Source organism: Shewanella psychrophila (genome assembly GCF_002005305.1).
Lineage (GTDB): Bacteria > Pseudomonadota > Gammaproteobacteria > Enterobacterales > Shewanellaceae > Shewanella > Shewanella psychrophila.
Genome location: NZ_CP014782.1, coordinates 3,354,728 through 3,373,399 on the forward strand (window position 1 = coordinate 3,354,728; position 18,672 = coordinate 3,373,399).

Genomic DNA, 18,672 nt, shown 5'->3' on the forward strand with positions numbered 1-18,672 from the left:
AAGGAATAGTTTCCTTATGGCACATCTAAGTGCCTTAAATCTATTAACTTAGAACTGAGCCGTAATTGGATCAGAACATAGGCTAGTAGAGGTTTCACAGATCTTGTACTCAACCGATGCTGGAGCATTAGTGAAACGGTCACGGTAACGACCGTCGTTATCTGTAGTTGCGACCATGACACCATCACGATAGATAGTTACAGACTCACCAGAAGCACCATCCCATGTCAGATCCACAAGTGCACTACCGCGACGTGAAACTCTCGCTCGTGTAACACCAGCTGTGATGCTGTGCTCAAACACTTCAACGTCCATCATAGCTGTGTCTTCGTTGCCTTCGGCATCAGTCACAGTCATAGACACAGAGTATGTACCTGCAGCAGCATAAACATAGCTTGGGCTCATATCAGCAGAAACCGAACCATCACCGAAGCTCCAGCTATAGCTAACGATATCGTCATTAGCATCAGTACTCGTGTTAGTAAATGCCACATTCAGGCTATCAACACTGTAATCGAAGCTTGCAACAGGTGCAGCAGGAGCCGCATCACCAACACCAGAAACCACCATACCCCAGCTATTTAGTGTACCTGTATCAGCACCAACATTATCACTAACAAATAGCGTCCAAGTACCGGCTACCATCTCACCATTGAAGTCACTTAGATCCCAACTCTTGATGATGTCATCGGCACTGCCACCAGCACGATTAGATAGAACAACTTCTGTGCCAGCTGGTGAAGTCAAAGTCACCAGTAAATCACCACTCCAGGTATGAGTGATATTCACATCGGCATTAACACCAAATATCTGCACCTCATCACTAACCTCGATAGTGCTGGTGATACCAGCTGCATCGTTATCAGGAATGTCTACAGATGAGTCATTGCGGTAAGTGAAGTCTTCAAGCCCCTGTGGAAGCACAGTCAGAGATACTGACTTGTCTTTCTGGATCATGCCATCATCACCAGAAACGGTAATGGTGTAGTCACCCCATGCCGCATTATCTGCAGTCATCACATCGACGGTAAACATATCTCCCGCCATCACAGAGTCGGTAGATAGAGTCACACCATCGAGTGCAGGTGAAACGGCAACTGTTAGCGCAACTGTATCATCCCAACCCGCTACACTACCGACACTGAAATCATAACTGGTGCCAGAACCCGCTTCGACAGTTTGAGACACTGGCGTTGCAGTGAAGCGATAACTTGGAGAAGGATCGGCCATATCCAATGCAGTCGCTACGTTGAGTCGAGTACCTGCAACAGTCTTGCCTGTTAGGTCAGCATTCGTATCACCTGAATCCATCAGCAGTTGCTTCATCTCGGCAACGCTCAAATCTGGGTTAATAGACCAAACTAAAGCAGCAGCACCTGTCATATGAGGCGTTGCCATCGAAGTCCCCGAAAAGGTCGAATAACCATTACCTGGAGTCGTCGATAGAATAGATGAACCTGGTGCTCCCATATCTACACTGGTTAAGCCCCACTGTGAGAAGCCTGACATATTGTCATTTCTATCGGTACTGGCAATAGCCATCACAGCATCTGAATCATAACTTGCCGGATAACTAGGAGTAGCATCATTATCTGACGCGCTGTTACCCGCTGCAGCGAAGAATAAGATGCCTGCATCGCCTGCTGAATCAATTGAGTCTTTTAGCGCTTGGCTAAACCCACCGCCACCCCATGAGTTGTTGGTCGCCTTGATGTCGACACCATGATTGATCTTAAGATCTGTCATATAATCGATACAGGCAATCGCCCCTTCGGTAGAACCTGAGCCACCCGCATCGAGGAATTGACAACCCACGATCGTCACGTCCCAGTTTACGCCAACAACACCGATACCATTGTTGCCTTTAGCGCCAATAGTACCCGATACATGTGTACCATGACCGTTACCGTCCATTGGATCGCCATTATCATTGATGGCGCTGTAACCGTGAACATCATCGATCACACCGTTGCCGTCATCATCGATACCATTACCAGGGATTTCATTAGGGTTAGTCCAAATATTTCCCTGTAGATCTTCATGGTTATAATCGACACCCGTGTCGATAACACCAACGACTACGCTAGTATCACCTGTAGTGATATCCCAGGCTTCCACCGCATCGATATCGGCATCGGTCGTTCCACCATCCTGACCTGTGTTATTCATGCCCCAAAGAGAGACAAAGTCAGGATCATCTGGTGTACCTATGGCCTTTATCACATAGTTAGGCTCGGCATACTTAACCGCAGGGTGTTTACTGATGACCTTAATTGCCTCATCAACATTTGCGCCTGAACGCAAAGACATTTTAGCTAAGCGTCCATCGAGCAAGCGAGAAAATTTATCATCGATACCATCAGCATTGAGATCCCGAATGGAGCCTCTCACTAATCTCTGAGCCGAAAGTCGCTCACTCTTAGTCGTATTATCTTTATAAACAACGAGAATTGAGTCTTTAACATACTCATGATTAGAAATTGATTTTGCTTGTACTGGCGCAGATACAGCCATAACCCCTGCAATGGCAATTGCCAGAGGTGACAGTTTGTTCAACATAAACTGGTTTCCTATTAATCCTTTAAAATTCCCCAATCCGGTACTTCATCCCTTTACTGCGACATTCCTTGAGCTAATACCTAAAGGTATAAGCAAGCTTCGAATGTCACAGCGTGATAACCGGCACTTATTAACCCGTGAATTTTTGCCACACAAATACAAAATTTAAAAGAGCGTTAACATTTTTTACAACTTTACTACTAGTCGGATGGGGTTATGCATTTAAAGAATATTTAATAACATTAAGGGTAAAAACCATATTTTTCACTGAATTACATCAAATTATAAGTTTATTAATTTAATTTGAATAAATATACCTTCTTCCGATTGCGGCATTTTTCATCGATACGTACCTTGGAGATCAAATTTGGCTTAGCTAAATACATGGCCAAGTCAGAGATATTTATCGCGAGTCAGAATCAATTTTTTGCAAGTATTACGCATTTATTGTCATGACAAGCAACTCGTAAAGGGGTGTTAAGTGCAAGCGTTAACTAAGGCTCTATCCATCATCATTCTGCTATCAAGTAGTTTTTGTGCTCAAAGCCAAGAGCCACAAGATCGCCAAGATAGTGAAGATTACGAGCTACCTATCACTCTGCAAGCTCTACTTGAAACTAACGGGCGAGGTAATTTCATTAACTTGGTTCAATCGGGTGTACTTAATCAGGCTTACTTGCTGCAGTCAGGTCATGACAACAGCATAGAGCTAGCTCAAGTAGGTCTAGATAACCAAGCGAATATCACTCAATACGGTGATAACAATGAAGTGGAATTACTCCAGGTTGGTGAGCGCAATCAAGCCGATATTACTCAAATAGGTAATGACAACTTGGTTCAACTCAATCAACTGGGAAGCGCTAATTTTTCAATTGAACAGATTGCAGACGGGGCAGCAATCACAATAACTCAATATTAACAGGGAGCGTCAAATGAGAACGCAAACAAAATCGATCATAGCTTTAGCAATCGCCGCAGGACTAGGAATGAGCTCATCTGCTTTTGCAGACTCAGATAATAGTGCCACAGTGACTCAGACAACTGTCACTGAAGGCGATGTCGTTGGCCAAGAAGCTTACGTCACTCAAACTGGTGATCGTCATACTACAGTGCTCAATCAAGAAGGCGACGAGCAGACAGCCACGATCGTTCAGGATGGATATTGGGCGGAAGCTTATGTCGATTCAAAAGGCTTAGGTAACAATGTCGAAGTCGATCAAGCAGCTGATTGGCATGTAGCTGATGTAGCTATTGAAGGCGATGACAACGAAGCTTTAGTTGCACAGGCTGACTTCTGGAACCAGGCCAATGTTGTTATCTCAGGTAATGATAACTTTGCTGACGTTCAGCAAGACGGAAGCCAGAACGAAGCTGTAGTAGAGCTATTAGGCGATACTAACTCTGCCATCGTCCTTCAGGAAGGTGACAGTAACTTCGGTGTATTCCGTGTTGAAGGCAACGATAACGACGGTGATATCACTCAATATGGTGATAACAACGTAGGTGGCATGGTGTCGCTAGATATCACACCTAACGTAGGTAATAACAACGACGTCGAAGTTTATCAGGAAGGTAACGGTAACTTAGGTGCGGTCAAAGGTGTTGATGGCGATAACAACAACTTCTTAGTCACTCAAGAAGGTGATAGCAACACAGGTTTTGTTTACTCTCTAACTGGCTCAGACAATGAAATCGAAATCAGCCAAGATGGTAACAGCAACACGGCTTATCTTGCCCTTACCACAGGTGATGATAACGATGTTGAGATAACTCAAGATGGCGACAGTAACACTATAGGCGACACGCTTGTTGCCGACATCCAAGGCAGTGATAACAATATCGACCTAGAACAGGAAGGCAATAACAACGGCACCGAGTTCCAGGTATGGGGCGATGAGAACGATATCGACCTAGATCAAGAAGGTGAAACTAACTTCGCTACTTTCGGTGCCTATGGCGATGACAACGACATCGACATGAGCTCAGACGGTGACAACAACGAAATCGTAGCCTTTGCCGATGGCGAAGATAATGACATCGAAGTGCATCAAGATGGCGATACAAACTTTGGCTATGCCGATGTTCAGGGCAACGATAACGAAATCGATATCGACCAAAATGGTAACGAGAACGAAGCGCTAGTCACAGTTGTAGGTTTTGATAATACAGATGTTGAAGCGACTCAAAATGGCGACCTCAACCTTATCGATCTGATTATTGTCGGTGATGAGAACAGCGCTATGATCACTCAGACTGGCAACGGTAACTGGGTTGGTGGCGAAGATGACCCAGCATTTGCTGTAGTTGGTATGGGCAACAACCTTATGATTGCTCAGACTGGCAACGATAACCTAGTAACAGGTTCTCAAACGGGTATGGGTAACAGCATATCAGTGACTCAGACTGGTGACTTCAACTCGGCAACTGTCATTCAGAACTAAGACTAGTTAAATATTAACTAGATTAGAAAAGGGAGCTTAGGCTCCCTTTTTTTATAGCAAATAGGGAACGCTGCAGAGTCGCTGCGAGATCGGCTATGAAACGCCTCCGAATACGTCGCTTTGCGACTACGAAGAAAAGACAGGTCAAATGCCCAGAAGCTATTGCTCTTTGCTCGCAGCAAACTTGTTAGCTAACTCGAAGGGAACGCAGCAAAGCTGCAGCTAAGATGTGACTTCGTCACTGCGAGTACGGGCTTCGCCCTGCTAGAACGCTGCGCTGCGAGATCGGCTATGAAACGCCTCCGAGTACGTCGCTTTGCGACTACGAGGAAAAGACAAGTCAAATGCCCAGAAGCTATTACTCTTTGCTCGCAGCAAACTTGTTAGCTAACTCGAAGGGAACGCAGCAAAGCTGCAGCTAAGATGCGACTTCGTCACTGCGAGTACGGGCTTCGCCCTGCTAGAACGCTGCGCTGCGAGATCGGCTATGAAACGCCTCCGAGTACGTCGCTTTGCGACTACGAGGAAAAGACAAGTCAAATGCCCAGAAGCTATTGCTCTTTGCTCGCAGCAAACTCGAAGGGAGCGCAGCAAAGTGCTGCGAGAAAAATCTTTTGCTCTTATTTCGTAGCCAACTTGTTGGCGTACTCGAAGCGCAGCGTCCTCGCAATGAGCCCGCGAACGCTCTCATAACTAGCCTTTTACTGATGAATCATGCTGATTCCAATATCCCAGCTTGATCCCTTTCTCTATGATTTCCGCCACCGCGAGCTCTATTGCCTGAAGCACACAGAACTGCACTGGCTCATTGGTGGTAAAACCTATTTCGGCTTCAGCCAAACGATTAAGGCTAGTAAAACGCATCAAGCCTGCACGCATCTCCTGAGAGAAGACGCGCTTAGTGGTCGATACCGACATCATGACCTTACCAGTGTGTACATCGACGGCTCTAAGATAAATAGTCACCTGATCTTCACGGTACAGCTCTGAAGCCCCGATACCATAATACTCAACACCTGCTCCACCTGTACTGATGTTGGTCTCATAGCTGATGATCCCTCCCTCAAGTAATAAACGGGCATTAGTTAATAAAGGCACTTCCGATTCTTTCTTTTTTACTGGTTGTTTCTTACTTATCTTCCGTTCAGTAAGCAGGTTTTGTAACCCTTCGCGCTCCACCGGCGTGAACCACTTAGATTCGAGTAACGTCTGGATCAACATAGAGGTCGCGCCTTGCGTCACGGCTGTCGAAAACGAACTCACATTCTGTTGCGGCTTATATTGCCCAGTCTGATCCCTGAAAGAATAGACGGCAACCGGTATAGGGTATTTAGGCCCAGGTTTTGCCTGCAACTCTCGCATGGTTTGACTCACAGGATTAAGCTCGGCATCGGTGATATTGAGCTCAGGTTTAGGGATCAAGCTACAAGCAGAAAGCAATAACACGCCGAAGCTAGAAATTAATTTTTTCATCATCTAACCTCCGTAAGTTGGCATTTCTATCACAGTCACTTCACCCGTTAACAGGTTAGTAATCGTCAACATGACTCCATCACCAATAGTGGCGACCTCGATTCGAAAATCCCCTGTATCATAAGTGCCATCGGTGATCTCACCAGTTGCCACACCACGGGTAACCGTATTGAGAATATTACGCTCCAGTGATTCCTTAAAACGAGTGACGAAATCTTTCTCAGCACTATCTGCCGTATGATCATTCTGCGCATTGGCTTTATTAAGCAGATATGAGCCGTTGAGAGGCGAACCGCCAAAGCTTGGGTTGATAGGGGTATAAACTAATTCGGTGGCTTGAGTCTGGTTAGCTCCCAGACTTGCAGCCGATAGCGCTGCCCCCATAAGTAACATCCTGTAATTCATTATTCTTATTCCTAATCATCTTGGTTAGCTGCTGAGCTAATAACCGTCTGAAGTATCGGCAAATTCACCTGTTATCGCATTTGCTCTGACTTTAGCCATGTAGTCTATGGTTAACAAAATGGCCTGCTCCGCTCTCTCCTTAATAGGATTTGCTCGGCGTCCAAAATGGGTTCTATAGATAGCCGTTCCATTGACCTCTAAGGTGAGCTGTGTGCCAGCTTGTGGAAAGACCGTTTCGTATAAAGTGACATTAAACCCCTGTGTAAAAGGAAGATCCCTCCAATATCCTGAATAGTAAAAGCCGAAATCTTTTCCAAAGCGCGTCAAGGTTCTATCGATCACTAGACCGCTAATCTCGATGTCGTTCTCCTTAGCCATCACAGGCCAAACCAGACTCAATAAGAGGGAAATTAAAATCAGTTTTTTTACCATATACTCAGTCATACCCTAGGCTTTATTGGCTCTCCATATGCCTAATCCAGCACTAACGGGTGATTTCCTTATGTTGTTATTGTGAAAGACATGAACCTGTCCACAGTAACAGTAAACAGCAATCTTACGACGGGAAAAAAGGCTAAAATTGCAGCTCGAAATAAAAACTAGAAGAAGGGAGTAATACTTTTAGGTAATAAGACCTAGGTGAAAAGTAAGCGCAAAGATGTAGCAGACTCACACTATCTCACTGGATAATCCTCGAATAAATATCATAAAAAAACCTCGCCGTAGCGAGGTTTCTGAGTCATGCATAAGGAGTATATTTGAGTATACTCTTTAGCCATGTCTAGAACGGGATATCATCATCCCAACCGTCATCGAGATCCGGTGTAAAGTTCTGTTGCGGCGCAGCCTGTTGTGGCTGAGGCGCAGGACGTTGCTGTGGAGCTGCTTTAGGAGCCGCCTGCTGTGGTGCTTGTTGAGCTCCTTGCTGAGGTTTGGGCGCATAGGCTGGAGCCTGCTGCGGTGCAGCCTGTTGCTGCTGACCATAACCACTCTGCTGAGGTGCTTGCTGTGATGCCTGCTGCTGACCACCTTGATAGTTAGATTGCTGCTGCGGAGCCTGCTGACGCTGTTGAGGCGCCTGCTGTTGTCCATAACCACCAGACTGTTGCTGCTGACCCTGCTGCTGACCATAGCCACCTTGCTGTCCGCCACCTTGACCACGGCTATCGAGCATCTGCATCTCGTTAGCATTGATCTCAGTCTTATAACGGTCTTGACCGGTAGACTGATCTTGCCACTTACTGGTCTGCAGTTTGCCTTCGATATAGACTTTTGAACCTTTCTTCAGGTACTCGCCAGCAACTTCAGCCAAGCGACGGTACATGACGATATTGTGCCATTCGGTGCGCTCTTGTTGTTGACCCTGTTGGTCTTTCCAAGACTCACTCGTCGCCACTGTAAAGTTGGCTACGGCATTGCCATTTGGCATGTAACGAACTTCAGGGTCTTTCCCTAAGTTACCGACCAAAATTACCTTATTGACACCACGACTGGCCATTGAAATCTCCTGAGATATTCTTACTAATTACTATAAATTTTTGCGCCCACTTCGAAACAAAATATCCGAATAGGCGAGTTAGCTGACAGAGCCTAACACAGCTCGCGCTTCTCTTAAATCGAAATGCTCATCAACTTTTAAATATGCGACTCTCTCTTCCAAGACAACTATCGCCTCGGCAACTCCGGTTAATTGAGACAACTCACTTGCCATAGCCTTGGCCTGTTCTTTACCTTCTACTGTAGCTTCAAGGGTATAGCTCTTGAGTAGCACAGGATTTTTCATGCCTAGGGTCAATAATAACCAGAGAGTCATCAAGCACAGAGCCGCTATGAATACCCCTACGGCGCCCAATAATTGAAATGCGCCACCACCGAGTAAGCCACCGCAAAAGGCACCAAGAAATTGACTGGTGGAGTAAACACCCATGGCTGAGCCCTTGTCGCCCACGGGACAAAACTTGGCAATCAAACTTGGCAGAGAGGCTTCCAGATAGTTAAATCCGGTAAAAAACAGCACCACGGCAATACTCAAAACCACTAGGTTATGGGCAAACAGCGCCATCAAACCTAAAGCCAACATCATGACCAACAAAGAGACCTGAAACGTGGCCTTAGTATTTTTCTTCTTCACCCCGATAACGATCAGCGGCACCATAAGGAAGAAGGCTGCAATGAATGCCGGAAAATAGAGCATCCAATGCTTCTCTTTCACTAGGCCCGCATCAACCAAATCCAGTGGCAAGGCCACAAATACAGCCGTCAGCACCAGGTGAAGAATAAATATTCCGGCATCGAGCCTGATTAATTGCGGGTCGCTGATCATGGCTTTTAATTTGGTTGGCGTCGCCACGGTGTCACCTTTCGGCGCATGGGTGACGGGAGTTGGCACCAAAAACTGTACGATTAACATGCCTAGTACAGCCAGGCACGCCGTCATAGCGAACAAGCCCGATAAACCAATATACTGAGCAACAATTGGCCCGACCAACAACGACAATGCGAAAGAGAAACCTATGCACATGCCGATAATCGCCATCACCTTAGTGCGCTGCTCATCCCGGGTTAAATCTGCAGCCAAGGCAAGCACTGCTGCAGCTATCGCCCCCATTCCCTGTATTGCCCGACCGGCCACGACACCATAAATTGTATCGGCATTGGCAGCGACCAGGCTACCGATAGCGAACAATACCAGACCGATGAGGATGATAGGTTTACGGCCAAACTTATCCGATAGGATCCCCATGGGGATCTGCAGGGCGGCTTGAGTTAAACCATAAGCACCTATGGCTATCCCCACCCAAAGTGGTGAAAAGCCCTCTAGATGTTGCCCGTATAGTGCAAAGACAGGCATGATCATAAATAAGCCCATCATGCGCAAACCAAATACACCGGCTAATGAAAACGCGACTTTTGTCTCAGTCTTTGAGAGTCCGTTGTTGGCCATGTTCCGCCCTGATCTGAATACATAAATAAGTCGCGCATATTATCACGAAGCGCTTAATTAGCTCAAAAAGAATATCCCAAGATGTGATTAAACAAAGTTTAGGCTTCCCTATAGTCGAAGTGAATCTATGGATGTACTCAAAGTATGCTTCCTGAGTGCAAATGAACGGGCTAGAAGGATCCTGTCCGTCCTCAAACCTAAGAGTTCCGCTTTTGTCATTTTTTATGCGATAATCGATCTCTTTTTTATTCGGCATAGAGAGACAGATGGACAAGATTGAAGTACGTGGCGCCCGCACCCACAATCTAAAAAACATCGATTTAACGATTCCCAGAAACAAGTTGATTGTGATCACTGGCCTTTCCGGCTCAGGAAAATCTTCCCTAGCCTTCGACACCTTGTATGCCGAAGGACAGAGACGCTATGTTGAATCTCTCTCCGCCTATGCGCGCCAATTTTTAAGCCTGATGGAAAAGCCTGATGTCGATCTGATTGAAGGTCTAAGCCCAGCCATCTCAATCGAACAAAAATCCACATCTCACAACCCCAGATCTACCGTAGGTACCATCACAGAAATCTACGACTATCTACGTCTGCTTTTTGCCCGTGTGGGTGAGCCCCGCTGTCCAACCCATGGCCAGCCACTCGCCGCACAGACGGTCAGTCAGATGGTCGATAAAGTCATAGAGCTACCTGAAGGCAGTCGCCAAATGCTGCTTGCCCCGGTAGTCAACAATCGCAAGGGAGAGCATGTCAAACTCCTCGAGAGTCTGGCGGCTCAAGGATTTATTCGTGCCCGTATTGATGGGGATGTCTGCGACTTGACCGATCCACCAGAATTAGAATTGCATGTGAAGCACACTATCGAAGTCGTTGTCGACCGCTTCAAGGTACGGGATGATATTAAACAACGTCTGGCCGAATCATTCGAAACCGCACTCGAGCTATCCGGTGGTATTGCCACTGTCGCCTCTATGGATAATGACAAGCAGAACCAAGTAGAAGAACTGTTGTTTTCTGCAAATTTTGCCTGCCCACATTGTGGTTACTCCATGGCCGAACTCGAGCCTAGAATATTCTCCTTCAACAACCCAGCTGGTGCCTGTGGTACCTGTGATGGCTTAGGCGTGCAGCAGTTTTTCGACGCAGACCGCGTGATATTAAATTCTGAACTTTCCCTCGCTGGCGGCGCTATTCGTGGCTGGGACAGACGTAACTTCTATTACTTTCAGATGCTCAGCTCATTAGCCGAACACTATAAATTTGATATAGAACACCCCTTTCAGCAACTGACTGATGACGTACGTAAACTGGTGTTATACGGTTCCGGAAAAGAAAGTATTGCCTTCAAGTACATCAATGACCGAGGGGATGTAGTGGTACGTAACCACCCTTTCGAAGGCATTCTCAACAACATGGATCGTCGCTACCGCGAAACCGAGTCAAACGCCGTCCGTGAAGAGCTGGCTAAGTTCATCAATACCCAGTCTTGTCAAAGCTGCGGTGGCTCTCGTCTGCGGGAAGAAGCAAGAAACGTATTTATCCAAGATCTGAACCTGCCGGTGCTGACCGAGTGGTCTATCGGAGAGGCGATGGACTATTTCAGCAGCCTAGAGCTCCCGGGACAAAAAGGTCAGATAGCAGAGAAGATCCTCAAGGAAGTGCGAGACAGACTCGGCTTCTTGGTAAACGTGGGACTCAATTATCTGAGCCTATCCCGCTCGGCTGAGACATTATCCGGCGGAGAAGCCCAGAGGATCAGACTCGCCAGCCAGATTGGCGCCGGACTCGTCGGTGTCATGTATGTGCTCGACGAACCCTCTATCGGCCTGCACCAGAGAGATAATGAACGCTTACTGCAAACTCTGATCCACCTAAGAGACTTAGGTAACACAGTTATTGTCGTCGAACACGATGAAGATGCTATCAAGATGGCCGATCACGTTATTGATATCGGCCCTGGGGCCGGAGTTCATGGTGGCGAGGTGATCTGTGATGGCACCCTGCAAGATATTCTCGACTGTGAGTCTTCGATCACCGGCCAATATCTGTCCGGCGCGAAACAGATCCATATCAGTGAAGAGCGGGTCGAATACGACGGCGACAAGTTGATTGAACTATTCGGCGCCAGCGGCAACAACCTTCAAGATGTGGATTTAACCATTCCAGTCGGCCTCTTCACCTGTGTAACTGGGGTATCAGGTTCCGGTAAGTCTACGCTGATAAACGATACCTTCTACAAGATAGCTCACAGGCAACTCAATGGTGCCACTGTAGATGAACCAGCGCCCTATAAGAGTATCAAGGGCATGGATCACTGCGACAAGGTTGTCGATATCGATCAAAGCCCTATCGGTCGTACGCCCAGATCGAATCCGGCCACCTATACAGGTATTTTCACCCCTATTCGAGAGCTGTTTGCCGCGACTCAAGAGTCTCGCACAAGGGGCTATAAGCCAGGTCGCTTCTCTTTCAATGTCAAAGGTGGACGCTGTGAAGCCTGTCAGGGCGATGGTCTGATTAAAGTTGAGATGCATTTTCTACCGGATGTTTATGTCCCTTGTGATAGCTGTAAGAGTCAGCGGTATAACCGTGAAACCTTAGAGGTGAAATACAAGGGTAAAAATATACACGAGGTGTTATCTATGACAGTCGAAGAGGCACGCGGCTTCTTCGATGCCGTGCCAGCTATCTCACGAAAACTACAAATGTTGATGGAAGTCGGTCTCTCTTACATTGGTTTAGGTCAGAGCGCGACGACACTATCAGGCGGTGAGGCCCAGCGCGTCAAGCTTGCCAAGGAACTCTCGAAAAGAGATACCGGCAAGACCTTGTATATTCTCGATGAACCGACAACCGGGCTACACTTCGCCGATATTCAGCTACTACTAGACGTCTTACATAGGCTAAAAACCCACGGTAACACCATCGTCGTCATCGAGCATAATTTGGACGTCATCAAGACTGCTGATTGGATCATCGACTTGGGCCCCGAAGGCGGCGCAGGCGGCGGAACTATCTTGGTCGCTGGTACCCCGGAAGAGGTTGCTCAACATGCTGACTCCCATACGGCACGATTCCTCAAACCTCTACTGCAATGATGAAAGCCTACAGTAAAGTCAGGTGGGAATAAGATTGGTATAAATGTCGGCCCGAGTCTATATGGCTTGGGCTGCTCACTTAATTTAGCCTATTGTATGAATAACCAGCCCCCGCATTATCCGATTTAAAAGACAAACCTAGTGTATCTCAGCTTAAATGGGGTTAAGTTAGATAAAACAACTGGCAGTAAGGAACGGGATGGATCCAACTCCTCATCGACTTAATGGGTTAACGAGTACCAGACTGAGATTTCAGCAATCAGTTATGCTGGCCACTGTGTTATTCACTAGCCTGATAATCTCCGGCTGTACTCACTCAAGTTCCTCCTATGCCTCTTGCAAAACTCAACTTGCTCTTGAATGGGCCGACACAGAACAGCTTCATGCCGATATAGCTAAGCTTACTTCTCCGAAATTTGAAGGAAGAAAAACCGGCACCTCAGGGGCAGAGTTAACTAGACAATATATTGACCTAAGATATCGTGAGATAGGACTCACCCCCTGGAAAGGTAAATATTCGGCGCCATTTACATACCAATATAGTTTCGGTGAGCGCCGAGGAATCAATATGATCGGCGTCATCTACGCCCCTGAGCCCACAGATAAATGGCGAGTCATTCTCGCCCATTACGATCATTTAGGTATGAAAGGAAATAAAATCCACCCTGGAGCCGACGATAACGCCTCCGGAGTTGCCGCTCTTTTACAAGTAGCCAGCCAAATCGCTAAACACAACAAAATCGGTTACGCCGGCCTCCCTGACTCATCGCAAAGTCCGGTCAACACCTTGTTTGTCGCAACCGATGCCGAAGAACCCGGCCTCTTTGGTGGTTATGCCTTAGTCGAACAACTCAAAGAGCTCGGGACCATCCCACAAATAGAACAGATAGAATTAGCCATCAACATGGACATGGTTGGCCGCCCCGGTCGCCCTTATGTTATCTACCTCGAAGGCAGGCGAGGCTTTACCCATTTTAATGATATAAAAAGAACACTAACCACCGCCACAGGTCTATGCATCAAGGCAAACCACCCTAGTCCCTTAGGAAGAAGTGTCCTGAAAGTAGACTGGTTGAGAGCATCTGATCACTACCCTCTACACAAAGCCGGAGTTCCTTGGCTCTATTTTGGAGTCCCGCCTCACAAGGATTATCATGGGAGCGGCGATACAGTAGAGAAAATAGATCTTAAATTTCTGGCGGCTGTAAGCGAATCGGTCTATCAACTGCTGATTATTGACAGTTTAACGTTGAAATAAACGTGAAAATCACTAATAGAAATTAAATACCTCACTCGCTAACTCATTAATTGGCTTAATATTTGCTAGGAAATCATCAGATATATAGGCTAAAACCCCATCTTTAATTGGTAATACCAATTGCACCCTGCTATAATGTTCGGCTTACTGATACGTTATTCGGTGCGGGAAGTCGACACGGGGTTGATTTTCTGTCTATAAACCTAAGTGCTTTACGAGCACTCTGCTATTCCACAAGGTTACAACCCATGTCATCCAATGAACAAACTTTCCGCGAACTCGGCCTTTCCGAGCCTCTTTTGCGTGCTCTTGACGACCTTGGCTATGAGAAGCCAACACCGATTCAAGCCGCAAGTATCGACCCTCTTATGGCCGGTAAAGACATACTAGGTCAGGCGCAGACTGGTACAGGTAAAACCGGTGCTTTCGCACTGCCACTACTGAACAGCATAGACCCATCGGTTCATGCTCCTCAGATTTTAGTCTTAGCACCGACTCGTGAACTTGCAGTACAAGTTGCTGAAGCATTCGCCAGCTACGCTAAGTTCATGAAAGGCTTACATGTACTACCAATTTACGGTGGTCAGAGCATGCATCAACAGCTGAACGCCCTCAGACGTGGCCCTCAGATCATCGTTGGTACGCCTGGTCGTGTAATGGACCATATGCGTCGCGGTACACTTAAGCTAGATTCACTAAAAGCTATGGTGCTCGACGAAGCCGATGAGATGCTAAAAATGGGCTTCATCGACGATATCGAATGGATCCTTGAGCATACACCTAAGCAACGTCAACTTGCTCTTTTCTCTGCGACTATGCCAGAGCAAATTAAGCGTGTTGCCAATAAATATTTGACAGAGCCAGTTCACGTCAAGATTGCTGCGACAACTACGACAGTTGAAACCATCGAACAACGTTTCGTTCAAGTGTCACAACATAACAAGCTTGAAGCTCTGGTACGTGTTTTAGAAGTTGAGAAGACCGAAGGTATTATCATCTTCGTTCGTACTCGTAACAGTTGTGTTGAACTTGCTGAAAAGCTTGAAGCTCGCGGCTATGCATCATCGCCACTTCATGGTGATATGAACCAGCAAGCCCGTGAGCGTGCTGTTGATCAGCTTAAGCGCGGCAAGTTAGACATCATTATTGCAACAGACGTCGCAGCTCGCGGCCTAGATGTTGAGCGTATCGGACACGTAGTTAACTACGATATCCCATATGATACTGAAGCTTACGTTCACCGTATTGGTCGTACAGGTCGTGCAGGCCGTACGGGTATGGCCATTCTTTTTGTTACACACAGAGAAATGCGTATGCTGCGCACTATCGAACGTGCGACTAAGAGCCGTATCTCTCCCATGGATGTCCCAAGCCCAGAAACAGTAACTGAACGTCGTCTATCTCGTCTAGGTGAGCAAGTTGCAGAGGTTATTGCTAAAGACTCTTTAGACTTCATGAAGGGTGCAGTTGCGAAGCTATGTCAAGAGCTAGAAGTCGATACCGATGTACTTGCAGCTGCATTACTACAGCAAGTTCAGAAAGATCGCCCGCTACAGTTACCATCGATTCACGAACGTCAACGTGATAGCCGTGATGATCGTAACTCTCGTGACCGCAATGATCGCGGTGACCGGCCTGCTCGTGGCGAGCGCAGTGAGCGTCCACGTCGTGATTCACGCCCGACTCCTAGTAATTTAGGTACAGCTGACTCACTTAAAGACAATCCAGACGTTAAGATGTGTCGCTACATCATAGACGTTGGCCGTGACAATGGCGTTGGTGTCGGTAACATTGTTGGTGCAGTAGCTAATGAAGCTAACATCGACAGCCGTTACATAGGTCAAATTCAGTTGTTCGATCAAATAACAGCTATCGACCTTCCTGCCGGAATGCCAGCGGATGTACTACAACACCTTAGGAAAGTGCGTGTTTGTGGTAGACCTCTGAACATTCGTGAATCGGAAGGTGCTGAACTGCCTTCAGGTGGAGATAGCCGTCCGGCACGTCGTCCACGTAAAGCCTCAAGCGATCGTCGTCCATCAGGTGACAGAAAACCACATCGTAAAGGTGGCGCTCCTAAAGAGAGCTAAGCTAAGATGATTTCACTAGCAAATAAAGGCTAAGTGAATACATCAATGAAAAGGAGCCTATGGCTCCTTTTTTTATGGCTAACTTTGTTATTTTTGGCTAGCAAAATGAAGCTACCAAGTGCTCATGCTTAAAAGCATAGGTTTGATCTGAGTATCGAAAAAAACGACAAGGTAGAGTATGAGTAACAATGTCAATGACACCAGACAACGTCTTCTGGACTCCTGTCCATTGCGGTTAAGTAAGCTTGGAAAGAGTAGAAAATTAAACGGGTTAAACAGATTCTGATAACAGATGATCCCAATGCCACTTTTTCTTCCTTGCTTAACCATACGATAGAAGTAAAAGCTAAAACGGCACATTAAAACCGGAATACTGACAAACATAGCTAAAGAAAACGCTAATTCGATACCAGATATTTGAACCTCAAGTTCCGTTAAGTACTTAACCTCACCAGTTATTGAAAAGACAAATCCAATAGTCACAATCAAGGAAAAAAGTAAAAAAAGTAGGCTATAGCCGAGCAGCCTATACCAATCGAATCTTATATTTCGCATATGGACACCTTAAGTCATCAATTAGCCTTCAGCTTTTAATCAATATCTTATCCATAAGAGATGCGAGTAATTTACCCCTGATAATACTTACCCAGCTATATATAAATCTAGTACAGTTTGAATTATTCCATAGCTAGGAATATTAAATTCTGTGTAAGCTAAAATATCTATTTATTGATCTCAAGCTGTTCAGCTACATGCTTAGCTATCGCTAGACTGGCGGTGAGCCCTGGAGACTCTATGCCAAACAGATTAATCAGCCCCTCTATGCCGTGTGCTTCGCTGCCATCTATACGGAAGTCTGCAAAACTAGTGTTAGGCCCTTGAAGCTTAGGCCGTATTCCCGAATAACTCGCCTGTAGTTTGTTCGCATCTATGCCCGGGAAATAACACTTTATTGCCTCTAGGAACTTGGGTTTCAGGCTTGTGTCTATGCTGTAGTCAGGTATTGTCGAGCGAGAGATGTACTGAGTATCGGGTCCAAATTTTAGTTGCCCACCTATGTCTACAGTAGCGTGGACGCCAAGCCCTGCGATATTTCTCTCAGGTACAGGATAGACAAGCTTTGAAAATGGACTCTTGCCAGTATAAGAAAAATAGTGGCCTTTACACCAATAGAGTTCAGGAATGTTTTCTTTACCCGCCCCAGCAATGTTCTTAGCGACATCAGTAGAGTACAAACCAGCACTATTGATAAGATAGCGACTCTGCAGTGACATGACTTCGCCATCAATATCCAGACTTAGATTAAATCCCTTATCTGTGGGCTCGGCCCCTATAAACTGAGTATTAGCTGCTAACATGGCGCCATTGGACTCGGCCTCAGCCAGAAGGCTTTGCATGTAACGGTGGCTATCTAAGATGCCGGTCGATGGAGAGAGAAGCCCGGTAGATGCCTTTAACTCAGATGAAAATCGATGCAGGTCTCGATGCGATTGCCATACAAGATCTTCTACACCATTGTTTCTGGCTCTAAGCTGCAAGTCTTCTAAATATGCATGCTGATCTGAATTCTGGGCCACAATGAGCTTACCTAAGCGGCTAAATGGGACTTTTCTTTTTTGGCAGTATTCATACAGTGCCAGCTTGCCCTCGACGCAGAGCTTAGCTTTTAAACTCTGCTCGGGATAATAGATACCAGCATGGATCACCTCACTGTTACGGCTACTGGTCTCTTCACCGAATCTCTGGTGCTTATCTATGATGAGTACATTGGAAAGCTTACTGCTTAACCTCGCCGCTATTGCCAGCCCCACGACTCCTGCGCCCACAACGACAGCATCAACTTTATCCATTTCAATTACCTAAGCCTTTGTCGACAATGCAAGCCTTATACTATCAAGCATTACCCCCAATTGCGTCAATTTACCCAGTGGGATTAATACACTATATTGAATAAGACCAAACATAATAAAATTAAGGGTGAAGGAGATGCCTAGACTCAGTTTTGGCTGCACTATTAACCATCTACATAAAAGTATTGCCGAGGTGATTGTAGATTCGGGGATTGAACTCACCATAGAGATGGTTGAAGAACTAGATACTTATCTGGACACATACTATTCGGACTCCTTCGCACTCCTGGTCAACAAGAAAAACCCATATAGCTACACCTATGAGGCTCAGCTGTGTTTGGCGTCGTTAGAAAAGCAGAAGGCCATTGCCGTCTTATATTATGATTTACACCGAGAGCAGATCCCGCCACTATTTGATAAGAGACGTAAAATGGATAACATTAAGATAAAAAGCTTTCCCGCTACAAAACTGGGCACCAAGAAAGCATTAGTCTGGCTAACATTGAGCGTAACTTAGGCTCTTTCTGATGGAGCTGGGAGAACTATTGAAC

The 18,672-nt window shown here is 46.3% G+C and carries 14 protein-coding genes; 6 read left to right on the forward strand and 8 right to left on the reverse strand.

The genetic code is table 11. The features are described 5' to 3' along the window. Positions 1 to 48: 48 nt before the first annotated feature. Complete coding sequence (locus sps_RS14430) at positions 49 to 2,559, reverse strand: S8 family serine peptidase (RefSeq protein ID WP_077753172.1); 2,511 nt, start codon at positions 2,557 to 2,559, stop codon at positions 49 to 51. Between the two features lie 481 nt (positions 2,560 to 3,040). Between sps_RS14430 and sps_RS14435 the strand changes: the two genes are divergently transcribed. Both sps_RS14435 and sps_RS14440 read left to right on the forward strand, forming a co-directional pair. Beyond that, complete coding sequence (locus tag sps_RS14435; protein WP_077753173.1) at positions 3,041 to 3,478, forward strand: curlin; 438 nt, start codon at positions 3,041 to 3,043, stop codon at positions 3,476 to 3,478. A 13-nt stretch (positions 3,479 to 3,491) separates the two neighbouring features. Further along, positions 3,492 to 5,000, forward strand: coding sequence for a curlin (locus tag sps_RS14440; RefSeq protein WP_077753174.1), 1,509 nt, complete (start codon positions 3,492 to 3,494; stop codon positions 4,998 to 5,000). Between the two features lie 693 nt (positions 5,001 to 5,693). On the opposite strand, the gene sps_RS14445 is transcribed toward sps_RS14440, so the two are convergent. The 5 genes from sps_RS14445 to sps_RS14465 all read right to left on the reverse strand — a co-directional run bounded on the left by sps_RS14445 (position 5,694) and on the right by sps_RS14465 (position 9,822). Beyond that, complete coding sequence (locus sps_RS14445; RefSeq protein ID WP_077755699.1) at positions 5,694 to 6,473, reverse strand: CsgG/HfaB family protein; 780 nt, start codon at positions 6,471 to 6,473, stop codon at positions 5,694 to 5,696. A 3-nt stretch (positions 6,474 to 6,476) separates the two neighbouring features. After that, on the reverse strand, positions 6,477 to 6,878 hold the full coding sequence (locus tag sps_RS14450; RefSeq protein ID WP_077753175.1) for a curli assembly protein CsgF: 402 nt from the start codon (positions 6,876 to 6,878) through the stop codon (positions 6,477 to 6,479). Positions 6,879 to 6,914: 36 nt separating this feature from the next. Then, positions 6,915 to 7,256: a curli production assembly/transport protein CsgE gene (locus sps_RS14455; protein ID WP_237158120.1), complete on the reverse strand. Its 342-nt coding sequence runs from the start codon at positions 7,254 to 7,256 to the stop codon at positions 6,915 to 6,917. Positions 7,257 to 7,659: 403 nt separating this feature from the next. Then, entirely contained in the window at positions 7,660 to 8,376 is a 717-nt protein-coding gene (locus sps_RS14460; RefSeq protein WP_077753177.1) for a single-stranded DNA-binding protein, read from the reverse strand. A gap of 78 nt (positions 8,377 to 8,454) precedes the next feature. Then, positions 8,455 to 9,822, reverse strand: coding sequence for an MFS transporter (locus sps_RS14465; RefSeq protein ID WP_077753178.1), 1,368 nt, complete (start codon positions 9,820 to 9,822; stop codon positions 8,455 to 8,457). Between the two features lie 266 nt (positions 9,823 to 10,088). Here sps_RS14465 and uvrA point away from each other — a divergent pair, with 266 nt between their 5' ends. The 3 genes from uvrA (at position 10,089) to sps_RS14480 (ending at position 16,271) form a co-directional block, all read left to right on the forward strand. Then, on the forward strand, positions 10,089 to 12,923 hold the full coding sequence (uvrA, locus tag sps_RS14470; RefSeq protein WP_077753179.1) for an excinuclease ABC subunit UvrA: 2,835 nt from the start codon (positions 10,089 to 10,091) through the stop codon (positions 12,921 to 12,923). Positions 12,924 to 13,122: 199 nt separating this feature from the next. Further along, positions 13,123 to 14,181 (forward strand): M28 family peptidase, encoded by a 1,059-nt coding sequence (locus sps_RS14475; protein WP_237157841.1) that lies wholly within the window; start codon positions 13,123 to 13,125, stop codon positions 14,179 to 14,181. Between the two features lie 248 nt (positions 14,182 to 14,429). Continuing rightward, the gene (locus tag sps_RS14480) at positions 14,430 to 16,271 is read left to right on the forward strand and encodes a DEAD/DEAH box helicase (RefSeq protein ID WP_077753180.1); all 1,842 of its coding nucleotides are present in this window, start codon (positions 14,430 to 14,432) and stop codon (positions 16,269 to 16,271) included. 111 nt (positions 16,272 to 16,382) lie between these two features. Here the strand turns inward: sps_RS14480 and sps_RS14485 are convergent, their stop codons facing one another. Both sps_RS14485 and sps_RS14490 read right to left on the reverse strand, forming a co-directional pair. Continuing rightward, positions 16,383 to 16,826, reverse strand: coding sequence for a hypothetical protein (locus sps_RS14485; protein WP_077753181.1), 444 nt, complete (start codon positions 16,824 to 16,826; stop codon positions 16,383 to 16,385). A 167-nt stretch (positions 16,827 to 16,993) separates the two neighbouring features. Then, positions 16,994 to 18,121, reverse strand: coding sequence for an NAD(P)/FAD-dependent oxidoreductase (locus sps_RS14490; protein WP_077753182.1), 1,128 nt, complete (start codon positions 18,119 to 18,121; stop codon positions 16,994 to 16,996). 136 nt (positions 18,122 to 18,257) lie between these two features. Here sps_RS14490 and sps_RS14495 point away from each other — a divergent pair, with 136 nt between their 5' ends. After that, positions 18,258 to 18,638: a hypothetical protein gene (locus tag sps_RS14495; RefSeq protein ID WP_077753183.1), complete on the forward strand. Its 381-nt coding sequence runs from the start codon at positions 18,258 to 18,260 to the stop codon at positions 18,636 to 18,638. The last annotated feature ends 34 nt before the right edge of the window (positions 18,639 to 18,672 follow it).

What these genes read in the sequence shown, in the direction of transcription:
- sps_RS14445 (WP_077755699.1), bottom strand. Translation starts at nt 6,473, where the DNA reads ATGAAAAAATTAATTTCTAGCTTCGGCGTGTTATTGCTTTCTGCTTGT.
- sps_RS14455 (WP_237158120.1), bottom strand. Translation starts at nt 7,256, where the DNA reads ATGGCTAAGGAGAACGACATCGAGATTAGCGGTCTAGTGATCGATAGA.
- sps_RS14465 (WP_077753178.1), bottom strand. Translation starts at nt 9,822, where the DNA reads ATGGCCAACAACGGACTCTCAAAGACTGAGACAAAAGTCGCGTTTTCA.
- sps_RS14450 (WP_077753175.1), bottom strand. Translation starts at nt 6,878, where the DNA reads ATGAATTACAGGATGTTACTTATGGGGGCAGCGCTATCGGCTGCAAGT.
- sps_RS14430 (WP_077753172.1), bottom strand. Translation starts at nt 2,559, where the DNA reads ATGTTGAACAAACTGTCACCTCTGGCAATTGCCATTGCAGGGGTTATG.
- uvrA (WP_077753179.1), top strand. Translation starts at nt 10,089, where the DNA reads ATGGACAAGATTGAAGTACGTGGCGCCCGCACCCACAATCTAAAAAAC.
- sps_RS14485 (WP_077753181.1), bottom strand. Translation starts at nt 16,826, where the DNA reads ATGCGAAATATAAGATTCGATTGGTATAGGCTGCTCGGCTATAGCCTA.
- sps_RS14440 (WP_077753174.1), top strand. Translation starts at nt 3,492, where the DNA reads ATGAGAACGCAAACAAAATCGATCATAGCTTTAGCAATCGCCGCAGGA.
- sps_RS14480 (WP_077753180.1), top strand. Translation starts at nt 14,430, where the DNA reads ATGTCATCCAATGAACAAACTTTCCGCGAACTCGGCCTTTCCGAGCCT.
- sps_RS14475 (WP_237157841.1), top strand. Translation starts at nt 13,123, where the DNA reads ATGGATCCAACTCCTCATCGACTTAATGGGTTAACGAGTACCAGACTG.
- sps_RS14460 (WP_077753177.1), bottom strand. Translation starts at nt 8,376, where the DNA reads ATGGCCAGTCGTGGTGTCAATAAGGTAATTTTGGTCGGTAACTTAGGG.
- sps_RS14495 (WP_077753183.1), top strand. Translation starts at nt 18,258, where the DNA reads ATGCCTAGACTCAGTTTTGGCTGCACTATTAACCATCTACATAAAAGT.
- sps_RS14490 (WP_077753182.1), bottom strand. Translation starts at nt 18,121, where the DNA reads ATGGATAAAGTTGATGCTGTCGTTGTGGGCGCAGGAGTCGTGGGGCTG.